At 67.6% G+C, this 9,813-nt stretch carries 10 protein-coding genes; 7 read left to right on the plus strand and 3 right to left on the minus strand.

Features of this window, described 5'->3' with window-relative positions; all coding sequences use genetic code 11:
- The coding region (locus VFW69_RS03945; protein WP_526498387.1) for a ferrochelatase at positions 1–277 on the plus strand (277 nt) is incomplete at its 5' end.
- Positions 278–287: 10 nt separating this feature from the next.
- On the opposite strand, the gene VFW69_RS03950 is transcribed toward VFW69_RS03945, so the two are convergent.
- Positions 288–1,232: an Rv1486c family protein gene (locus tag VFW69_RS03950; RefSeq protein ID WP_526498389.1), complete on the minus strand. Its 945-nt coding sequence runs from the start codon at positions 1,230–1,232 to the stop codon at positions 288–290.
- A 57-nt stretch (positions 1,233–1,289) separates the two neighbouring features.
- Here VFW69_RS03950 and VFW69_RS03955 point away from each other — a divergent pair, with 57 nt between their 5' ends.
- The 3 genes from VFW69_RS03955 to VFW69_RS03965 are packed head-to-tail and all read left to right on the plus strand — an operon-like array spanning position 1,290 to position 3,261.
- Positions 1,290–1,727 carry an NfeD family protein gene (locus tag VFW69_RS03955; RefSeq protein ID WP_526498391.1) on the plus strand — a complete coding sequence of 146 codons (438 nt, stop codon included), beginning with the start codon at positions 1,290–1,292 and terminating at the stop codon, positions 1,725–1,727.
- 34 nt (positions 1,728–1,761) lie between these two features.
- The gene (locus tag VFW69_RS03960; protein WP_526498393.1) at positions 1,762–2,895 is read left to right on the plus strand and encodes an SPFH domain-containing protein; all 1,134 of its coding nucleotides are present in this window, start codon (positions 1,762–1,764) and stop codon (positions 2,893–2,895) included.
- Positions 2,896–2,904: 9 nt separating this feature from the next.
- Complete coding sequence (locus tag VFW69_RS03965; protein WP_526498395.1) at positions 2,905–3,261, plus strand: DoxX family protein; 357 nt, start codon at positions 2,905–2,907, stop codon at positions 3,259–3,261.
- On the opposite strand, the gene VFW69_RS03970 is transcribed toward VFW69_RS03965, so the two are convergent.
- Both VFW69_RS03970 and VFW69_RS03975 read right to left on the minus strand, forming a co-directional pair.
- Complete coding sequence (locus VFW69_RS03970) at positions 3,258–3,674, minus strand: nitroreductase family deazaflavin-dependent oxidoreductase (RefSeq protein ID WP_526498405.1); 417 nt, start codon at positions 3,672–3,674, stop codon at positions 3,258–3,260. The two genes, VFW69_RS03965 and VFW69_RS03970, sit on opposite strands and share 4 nt — an antisense overlap.
- A 191-nt stretch (positions 3,675–3,865) precedes the next feature.
- Entirely contained in the window at positions 3,866–4,633 is a 768-nt protein-coding gene (locus VFW69_RS03975) for a TVP38/TMEM64 family protein (RefSeq protein ID WP_526498397.1), read from the minus strand.
- A 180-nt stretch (positions 4,634–4,813) separates the two neighbouring features.
- Between VFW69_RS03975 and mutA the strand changes: the two genes are divergently transcribed.
- The 3 genes from mutA to meaB all read left to right on the plus strand — a co-directional run.
- Positions 4,814–6,691: a methylmalonyl-CoA mutase small subunit gene (gene mutA / locus VFW69_RS03980; RefSeq protein ID WP_526498399.1), complete on the plus strand. Its 1,878-nt coding sequence runs from the start codon at positions 4,814–4,816 to the stop codon at positions 6,689–6,691.
- A 5-nt stretch (positions 6,692–6,696) separates the two neighbouring features.
- Positions 6,697–8,949: a methylmalonyl-CoA mutase gene (gene scpA, locus VFW69_RS03985; protein WP_526498401.1), complete on the plus strand. Its 2,253-nt coding sequence runs from the start codon at positions 6,697–6,699 to the stop codon at positions 8,947–8,949.
- A partial coding sequence (gene meaB / locus VFW69_RS03990) for a methylmalonyl Co-A mutase-associated GTPase MeaB (protein WP_526498403.1) occupies positions 8,950–9,813 on the plus strand: 864 nt, incomplete at its 3' end.

The raw sequence follows: 9,813 nt of genomic DNA on the forward strand, positions 1-9,813 counted from the left end.
CGCCGACCACATCGAGGTGGTGTGGGACCTCGACAACGAGTTGTCGGCCCAGGCGCAGGCGGCGGGCGTGGCGCTGGTGCGGGCTTCGACGCCCAACGCCCATCCGCGTTTCGCGCAAATGGCAGCGGACCTGATCGACGAACTGCGGTATGGTCGGACACCCGTGCGAGTGGCCGGGCCAGACCCGGTGCCGGGTTGCCTGGCCAGCGCCAACGGCGCGCCGTGCCGCCCACCGCACTGCGCGGCCGGCACTAGCCCTTCAATCGGCCGGCGCTAGCGCTGGCGGATCAGTCGCCCCAGGCCGAATGCAGGATCGCGGTCACGGCCGCCATCCGCGCCGAACGCACCACGGCGGTCAGCGGTCGCAGCGCATCGCTGGCGATGCGGGCCTCGGAGGATGATTGCGTTCCCGACGGTTCCAGGCCGGCGGCGACGGGCGCGGTGAAACGGTCCGGAAACTCGGATCGACTCAGCCCCGCGCTGACCGCGATGATGGCGTCGACGTGCGCGGCGTTCTCCAGCACCCGCAGCGCGCGCGTCGGCGCGTGGTCGGGAATGCGGTGTTGCCGTGCGGATTCCAGCAGTTGCTCGACCAGTCCACGCGGGTCGTCGACGTCGGCAGCCGCGGCTCCCAGTCCGATGGCGCCCAGAGCGTCGGCGGCCGAGCGCACGGCCGACCGCAGCGTGTACTCGGCGTCGCCGAGTTCGTAGTGGTCCAGCACCGGTGCGCCGGGCAGCGAGTACACCGTCCACGTCAGCGCGCACAATTCCGCCAGCCGCGTCTCGTAGTCCTCGGGCGCGTCCTCGTCGTCTTCGTAGGAGAATTCGGGCACCAGGCCCACGGCGGTGCCGGGGTTGCGGGGATTGGCGATGATGACCGCCTCGCCGGCGGCCAGGGCGTCCCGCTCGAACTGCGTTCCGGGGGTCAGCCCGCGCACATCGCCGGGTACCGGCAAAACAACGTTGATCGTCCCGCGCATCAAGCCGGCGCCGCCGGCCGACGGCGCCGGCCGCCCGATCGCGGCGCGCAATGTCTGCAGCAGCGTGACCGTTCCCGCGTCGTGCACATCGGGCCAGGGCAGCCCGGTGTGGCCGGCGGCGACGGCATCATACGCGGTCACCGATTGCTTTGGCGCCCAAACGGATAACGCGTCCAGGACGTCGTCGGGCGCGGCCTTTCCGGCGAGCCAGGCATTGGCCCACAGAGACAGCGAAACACTGGGACACCACACGATCACGCAGTGTAGTTGTTTTGCCCGGCGAAGGCGGATCGCGCGTATTCTTGCCGCATGCCCGCCGCGGTGCTTTGGCTAATATTCGCGCTGATGCTGGCCGGTGCGGAGGCGCTCACCGGCCATTTGTTTCTGGTGATGCTCGGAGGGGGCGCACTGGCCGCGGCGCTAACCAGTTGGGTGACCGACTTTCCGGTGTGGGCGAACGGGGCGGTGTTCCTCGTCGTGTCGGTGCTGCTGCTGGTGCTCGTTCGCCCGCCGCTGAAGCGGCGGCTGACGCCGGCCAACGCGCCGCTCTTGGGAATCGAGGCGCTGCAGGGCAAAACCGCGCTGGTGCTCGAACGCGTCGCGCGCGACGCGGGCCAGGTCAAACTCGACGGGCAGGTGTGGTCCGCGCGCCCGCTTAACGAGGCCGACGTCTACGAGGCCGGCGAGCCGGTCACCGTCATGCAGATCGACGGCGCGACCGCGGTCGTCTTCAAGAGCAGTCTGTAGCGGCGAGACGAAGCTGCCAAGGAAAGGAAGTCCGATGCAAGGTGCGGTTGCTGGGTTGGTGCTGCTGGCCGTCTTGGTGATCTTCGCGATCGTCGTGGTGGCCAAGTCCGTGGCGCTGATACCTCAGGCAGAGGCGGCGGTGATCGAACGGCTGGGACGATACAGCCGCACGGTCAGCGGCCAACTGACGTTGTTGGTGCCGTTCATCGATCGGGTTCGCGCGCGGGTGGATCTGCGTGAGCGGGTGGTGTCGTTCCCGCCGCAGCCGGTGATCACCGAGGACAACTTGACCCTCAACATCGACACCGTGGTGTACTTCCAGGTCACCGTTCCGCAGGCGGCCGTCTACGAGATCAGCAACTACATCGTCGGCGTCGAGCAGCTCACCACCACCACGCTGCGCAACGTCGTCGGCGGCATGACGCTCGAGCAGACGCTGACGTCGCGCGACCAGATCAACGGGCAACTGCGCGGCGTGCTCGACGAGGCGACCAACCGCTGGGGGTTGCGGGTCGCCCGGGTCGAATTGCGCAGCATCGATCCGCCGCCGTCGATCCAGGCGTCGATGGAGAAACAGATGAAGGCCGACCGGGAAAAGCGGGCCATGATCCTGACCGCCGAAGGCACCCGGCAAGCGGCGATCATGCAGGCGGAGGGACAAAAGGCTGCGCAAATCCTTGGCGCCGAAGGCGCCAAACAGGCCGCGATCCTGACTGCGGAAGCCGACCGCCAGTCGCGGGTACTGCGCGCTCAGGGTGAGCGAGCAGCCGCCTACCTGAGGGCGCAGGGGCAGGCCAAGGCCATTGAGAAGACGTTCGCCGCGATCAAGGCCGGCCGTCCCACTCCGGAAATGTTGGCCTACCAGTATTTGCAGACGTTGCCGGAGATGGCGCGCGGCGACGCCAACAAGGTGTGGGTGGTGCCCAGTGACTTCAACGCGGCGTTGCAGGGATTCACCAAGCTGTTGGGAACCCCGGGTGAGGACGGCGTGTTCCGGTTTCAGCCATCGCCCGTCGATGACGCGCCCAAGCACAGCGCCGACGACGACGCCGAGGTCGCCGACTGGTTCTCCACCGAAACCGATCCTTCGGTCGCCCAGGCGGTGGCCAAGGCAGAGGCGATCGCCCGCAAGCCCGCGGATGGCTCGACCGCGGAGCTGACTCCCTAGGATTGCGGAATGAGTGTGTTGACTTCCCCGAAGACTTACACGGCGCTCGGCGTATTCCACGCCGTCGACGCGGTAGCGTGCGGCGTCCAGGTGGCTCCCATCAAGAAGGTCCTGGATGATGTCGGCGTCCCGGAGAACATCCGGCCCGTGCTGCCGGTCGTCAAAGCGGCCGCCGCGGCCGGATTGCTGTCGGTCAACCGTTTTCCCGTCCTGGCGCGCCTAACGACTGCGATGTTGACGTTGTACTTCGTGCTGGCGGTCGGCGCTCATGTTCGGGTGCGCGACAAAGTCGTCAACGGCCTTCCGGCCGCGCTGTTCTTGGCGCTGGTCGCCGCGATGACGATCAAGGGACCGGACCAGAACTAGTTTAGGCGCAACTCGACCAGCGGCAGCGGAGTATCCGTGTCGGTGATCGGGACGCCGAGGGTGTCCTCCAGCACCGGCTTGAACTGCTCCCAAGTCCGGGGGCGACGGGTCCGGTAGGTGGCTAGTGTGCGGTCCGCCTCATGCTGGTCCAGGACCCGGGCGGTGGCCGGTGCCGGCGGGTGACTGCCTACGTAGACGCGCACCCGGGGATTGGCCGCAATGTTGCGGAACCACTGGGCTTTTCGGCCGAAGCCGGAGGCCACAACATATGCGTCTGCCGCTGGGTGGTCGACGACCTCCAGCACGGCGTAGCGTCGCGCGCCGGACCTGCGGCCGATGTGTTCGAGCAGCAGGATGCGTGAGCCGAACAACGCTCCCGCGCGGGCCTTGTAGATCCAGATCGGCGCGCGCACGAGTCGGCGGGAGCGCAGCAGTCGTGCGGCGACTCTGGAGGCTAGCGAAGGCGATTCCGTTCCGGACACCTTCCCCATCTTGCACTCCGGGGTCCGGTGCCCCAGACGCCGGTGCCGGCACGGTCGGTGCCGAGAATTCCCTCGCCTTCGGTCTTTGCCGCATCGCGCGCCGGCCTGAGCGAAGGTGGTGATCAGCCGATGGTGGCCGGCTCGGGGGAGGGCTCGTCGGCGAGGGGACGGTGCGCCCGTCGGTGGTGCCTGCGGAAGTGACGGATCTCGATGATCAGCCCCGTCAGACCCAGAGCGCTCGTGACCGCCGACACCAGATACAGCAGCGCGCTGATGTGGCCGGCGAGCGCATCGCCGAGGACCACCACGGCGGTGGTGCCGGGCAGCAATCCGACCAGGGTCGCCACGGCGTAGGGCAGCACCCGCACGCTCGACGCGCCTGCGGCGTAGTTGAGCGCCGAGAACGGCACCGCGGGAATCAGCCGCAGCGACAAGATGGCCAGCCAGCCGCGTTGTCGCAGGCGCTGTTCCACGGTGTCAATCGATCGGTGGCGCACCAGGCGGTTCAGCCGCCACCCGACTGCGCGCACCAGCAGCATTGCGATCATCGCGCTTGCGGTGCTGGCGACCACCGCGATGGCGACGCCCAGCAGTGGGCCGAACAGCAGTCCGGCCGCCAGGGTGAACGCCGTGCGCGGGATGGGCACCACCGTCACGACGATGTGGGCGACCAAGAACGCCAGCGGAAACCACGGTCCCATGGACTGCGCCCAGTCGCGCATCTGCACGGGCGAGGGAAGGGGCAGCCACGATGCCAGCACCACCAGCGCTGTGATGCCCACCACTGTCCAGGCGATCCGCGACCGGGACACGCCTCGCGCGGCGACGCCGATGGCGCAGCCGAGATCGCGAAGCGTTTCGGTGATTTTGCTGGTGGCGGAACCCGTCACGCCTTCCTAGGGTACGGGGCGCAGATGAATAAGCCGTCTCCCGAGGGTGGTGTTTCGTCGGGAATCGGGAACGCTCGGAAGCACCTGGCGGTTTTTAGCGACGAGCCGTCATCAATTAGCCTCAGTAGCTAAGCGGTATCCCCAAGTTGTAGCCCAAATGCTGGGAAAAGGGAGCAATCGGTGTCCATTGATGTACCCGAGCTCGCCGACCTAGAACAGGTTCGCGGGCGTTGGCGCAGTGCGGTCGCCGGTGTGCTGGCCAAAAGCACCCGGAAGGACCCCGAACAGTTGGGCGACGCGCCCGAGCGGCTGCTGGAAACTCCGACGTATGACGGAATTGCGATCCGCGCGCTCTACACCGCGCTCGACGAACTGCCAGAACCGCCGCTGCCGGGCGAGTGGCCCTATGTGCGCGGCGGTGACGCGTTGCGGGACGTCAAGTCCGGCTGGAAGGTCGCCGAGGCCTTCCCGGCTACCCCGGTTCCCGGCGCCGCGGCGAAGGACGTGAACTCCGCGGTGCTGGACGCGCTCGGCAACGGGGCCAGCGCCGTGGTCCTGCGGATCGGGGAATCGGGCGTGGCGCCCGATCAGCTGGGGGAGACGCTCGAGGGTGTCTACCTGAGCATGGCGCCGCTGATCCTCGAAGCCGGCGCCGACTACCCGGCGGCCAGCGACGTGGTGCTTGGGCTGGCGGACGGGGTGGAACCCGATCAGCGCGCCACCCTGTCAATCGACCTGGGCGGCGACCCGCTGAGCGCGGCGCACAGTGATCGGCCCGCGCCGAAGATCGAAGAGGTGATCGCCGTGGCAAGGCGGGCGGCCGGTCACACCGGCGTGCGCGCGATCACCGTCGACGGGCCGGCGTTCCACAACCTCGGTGCTAACGCGACGTGGGAGCTCGCCGCCAGTGTCGCGGCCGCGGTCAGTTACCTGCGAGTGCTCACCGGATCGGGGTTGTCGATCGGCGAGGCATTGCGGCAGATCAGCTTCCGGTTCGCCGCCGATGACGACCAGTTCATGACGATCGCCAAGTTTCGTGCCGCGCGTAATCTTTGGGCGCGGATCGCCGAAGTTGTCGGCGAGCCGGATGCCGGCGCGGCCGTGGTCCACGCCGAGACGTCGCTGCCGATGATGACCCAGCGCGACTCGTGGGTGAACATGCTGCGCTGCACCCTGGCCGCCTTCGGCGCCGGTGTCGGGGGCGCCGACTCGTTGCTGGTATTCCCGTTCGACGTAGCGATAGACGGCGGATTCCCGGCCATAGCAACGAGTTTCGCCCGTCGCATCGCGCGCAACACGCAGCTGTTGCTTCTCGAAGAGTCACACGTGGGTCGCGTGTTGGACCCGGCCGGTGGCTCGTGGTTCGTGGAGGACCTCACCCGGCGCCTGGCCGAGCAGGCCTGGGAGCATTTCCAGGCCGTCGAGTCGCACGGCGGATTCACGAAAGCCCGCGACTTCATCTCCGGCCAGATCGCCGAGGTAGCCGCCCGCCGCAACGACGACATCGCGCACCGCAGGACTGCGATCACCGGTGTCAACGAATTTCCGAACCTTACCGAAGCTCCTCTGCCGCAGAGCGACTCGACGTATTCGCCGCTCGCGGCCGGAAACCTGGTGCGTTACGCCGCGGAATTCGAGGCGCTGCGGGACCGCTCGGACGCGCACCTGGCCCGCACCGGATCCCGCCCCCAGGTTCTGTTGCTGCTGTTGGGCCCCTTGGCCGAGAACAACATCCGCGCAACGTTCGCCTCGAATCTGTTGGCGTCCGGCGGCATCGAGGCGATCAACCCGGGAACGGTCGACGCCGACCGTATCCTCTCGGTGGTGGTCGACGCGGGGTCGCCGCCGGCGGCGGTCATCTGCGGCACCGACAAGCGCTACCAGGACGAGGCCTCGGGCGTTGTGCAGGCGGCCCGCAGCGCGGGGATCTCGCGGGTCTATCTGGCCGGGCCGGAAAAAGCCATGGCCGACGCCGAGCACCAACCGGACCAATTCCTGACCGCGAAAATCAATGCGGTCGAAGCTCTGTCGGATCTTCTCACGAGGCTGGGGGCGTAGTTACGATGACGACCACTGCACCTGCGGTTGGCAGCTTCGCCGATGTGCCGCTGCACAGCGAGCGGACTGTCACGCCGGCGACCGAGGCCGCCGTCGAGGAACACGTGGCCGCGGCCGCGGCCGCGCATTTGTACACACCCGACGAACTGAAATGGCAGACACCGGAAGACATCGACGTCAAACCGGTTTACATCGGCGCAGACCGTGCGGCCGTAGAAGCGGACGGGTATCCGCTGCACAGCTTCCCCGGCGAACCGCCGTTCGTGCGCGGGCCTTATCCGACGATGTATGTGAACCAGCCGTGGACGATTCGGCAGTACGCCGGTTTCTCCACCGCCGCGGAGTCCAACGCCTTCTACCGGCGCAACCTGGCCGCAGGCCAGAAGGGTCTGTCGGTGGCCTTCGACCTGGCCACCCACCGCGGTTACGACTCCGATCACCCCCGGGTGCAGGGCGATGTCGGAATGGCCGGTGTGGCAATCGATTCCATCCTCGACATGCGCCAGCTGTTCGACGGCATCGACCTGTCGACGGTGTCGGTGTCGATGACCATGAACGGCGCGGTGCTGCCGATCCTGGCGCTGTACGTGGTGGCCGCAGAGGAGCAGGGCGTTCCGCCGGAGAAGCTGGCCGGCACGATTCAGAACGACATCCTCAAAGAGTTCATGGTGCGCAACACCTACATCTACCCGCCCAAGCCGTCGATGCGCATCATCTCCGACATCTTCGCGTACACCAGCGCGAAAATGCCGAAGTTCAACTCCATCTCGATCTCCGGTTACCACATCCAGGAAGCCGGTGCCACAGCCGATTTGGAGTTGGCCTACACGCTGGCCGACGGGGTCGACTACATCAAGGCCGGCTTGGACGCCGAGCTGGACATCGACAAGTTCGCGCCGCGGCTGTCCTTCTTCTGGGGCATCGGGATGAACTTCTTCATGGAAGTCGCCAAGCTGCGGGCGGGCCGGCTGTTGTGGAGCGAGCTGGTCTCCCAGTTCGACCCGAAGAACGCCAAATCGCTGTCGCTGCGCACACATTCGCAGACCTCCGGCTGGTCGCTGACCGCGCAGGACGCCTTCAACAACGTCGCCCGCACCTGCATCGAGGCGATGGCAGCGACGCAGGGGCACACGCAGTCGCTGCACACCAACGCGCTCGACGAGGCGCTGGCATTGCCCACCGACTTCTCGGCTCGCATCGCCCGCAACACACAGCTGGTGCTGCAGCAGGAGTCGGGCACCACGCGACCGATCGACCCGTGGGCCGGCTCTTATTACGTCGAATGGCTGACCCATGAGCTCGCCCAGCGCGCCCGCGCCCACATCGCCGAGGTCGCCGAACACGGCGGCATGGCGCAGGCCATCAGCGACGGCATCCCCAAGCTGCGCATCGAGGAGGCGGCCGCACGCACCCAGGCCCGGATCGACTCCGGGACTCAGCCGGTGATCGGGATCAACAAGTACCAGGTCGAAGAGGACCAAGAGGTCGAGGTCCTCAAGGTCGAGAACAGCCGGGTGCGCACCGAGCAGCTGGCCAAGCTGAAGGACCTGCGGGAAAGCCGCGACCAGGCGGCGGTGGACGCCGCGCTGGCGGAACTGTCGCGTGCGGCGGGCGCCCATGGTCGTGCTGGCGAAGACGGGCTGGGCAACAACTTGCTGGCCCTGGCCATCGACGCGGCCCGCCAGAAGGCCACCATCGGCGAGATCTCCGACGCCCTGGAGAAGGTGTATGGCCGACACCAGGCGGAGATCCGTACTATCGCCGGGGTCTACCGCGAAGAAGCTGGAAAGGCCGGAAACATGGCAACCGCGACCGAACTCGTCGAGAAGTTCGCGGAAGCCGACGGTCGCCGCCCCCGGATTCTGGTCGCCAAGATGGGCCAGGACGGCCACGACCGCGGCCAGAAGGTGATCGCGACTGCCTTCGCGGACATCGGATTCGACGTCGACGTTGGTTCGCTGTTCTCCACGCCCGAGGAGGTGGCCCGCCAGGCCGCCGACAACGACGTGCACGTTGTCGGGGTGTCTTCGCTGGCGGCCGGTCACCTGACGCTGGTGCCCGCGCTGCGCGAGGCGATGGCCGAAGTGGGGCGGCCCGACATCATGATCGTGGTCGGCGGCGTCATTCCGCCGGGCGACTTCGACGAGCTGTACGAGGCCGGGGCCGCCGCCATCTTCCCGCCCGGGACGGTGATCGCCGACGCCGCAATCGGCTTGCTGCACAAGCTCGCCGAGCGGCTGGGTTACCCGCTCGACTAAATGGCTTCCGAACGGAACGACTCCGTGGAGCGGTTGGCCGAGGCGGTTCGCAACGGCGACCGCGCGGCGTTGCCGCGGGCCATCACGCTGCTGGAGTCCACCCGCGCCGACCATCGCGACGAGGCGCAACAGCTGCTGCTGCAGCTGACGCCGGACGCCGGTGATGCGTATCGGGTCGGCATCACCGGGATCCCCGGGGTGGGCAAGTCCACCGGCATTGAGGCCCTCGGCATGCATCTGATCGAACTGGGTCATCGAGTGGCGGTGTTGGCCGTCGACCCGTCGTCGACTCGCACCGGCGGCTCGATCCTGGGCGACAAGACGCGGATGGCGCGCCTGGCAATGCATCCGGATGCATACATACGGCCCTCACCCACGTCGGGGACGCTGGGCGGGGTGGCCAAGGCCACCCGCGAAGCGGCGGTCCTGCTGGCGGCCGCCGGCTTCGACGTGATCCTCATCGAGACCGTCGGGGTCGGTCAGTCCGAGGTGACCGTGGCGAACATGGTCGACACCTTCGTGTTGCTGACTTTGGCGCGCGGTGGCGATCAGCTCCAGGGCATCAAAAAGGGTGTGCTGGAGCTGGCCGATATCGTGGTGGTGAACAAGGCGGACGGGGATCACCTCGCCGAAGCGCGGTCGGCGGCGCGCGAGCTGTCCGGGGCGATCCGGTTGATACATCCGCGTGAAACACTTTGGCGGCCACCCGTTCTCACGATGAGTGCTACCGAGGGAACCGGCCTCAAGGAATTGTGGGACACCATCGAACGTCATCGGCAGGTCCTGCGCGAGGCGGGGGAATTCGAGGCGCGCCGCCGGGCCCAGCTGGTCGACTGGACCTGGCAGCTGGTGCGCGACGCGGTG

The sequence above is a fragment of the Mycobacterium sp. genome, from assembly GCF_036273375.1.
GTDB lineage: Bacteria > Actinomycetota > Actinomycetes > Mycobacteriales > Mycobacteriaceae > Mycobacterium.

What these genes read in the sequence shown, in the direction of transcription:
- VFW69_RS03955 (WP_526498391.1), top strand. Translation starts at nt 1,290, where the DNA reads ATGCCCGCCGCGGTGCTTTGGCTAATATTCGCGCTGATGCTGGCCGGT.
- VFW69_RS03960 (WP_526498393.1), top strand. Translation starts at nt 1,762, where the DNA reads ATGCAAGGTGCGGTTGCTGGGTTGGTGCTGCTGGCCGTCTTGGTGATC.
- VFW69_RS03965 (WP_526498395.1), top strand. Translation starts at nt 2,905, where the DNA reads ATGAGTGTGTTGACTTCCCCGAAGACTTACACGGCGCTCGGCGTATTC.
- scpA (WP_526498401.1), top strand. Translation starts at nt 6,697, where the DNA reads ATGACGACCACTGCACCTGCGGTTGGCAGCTTCGCCGATGTGCCGCTG.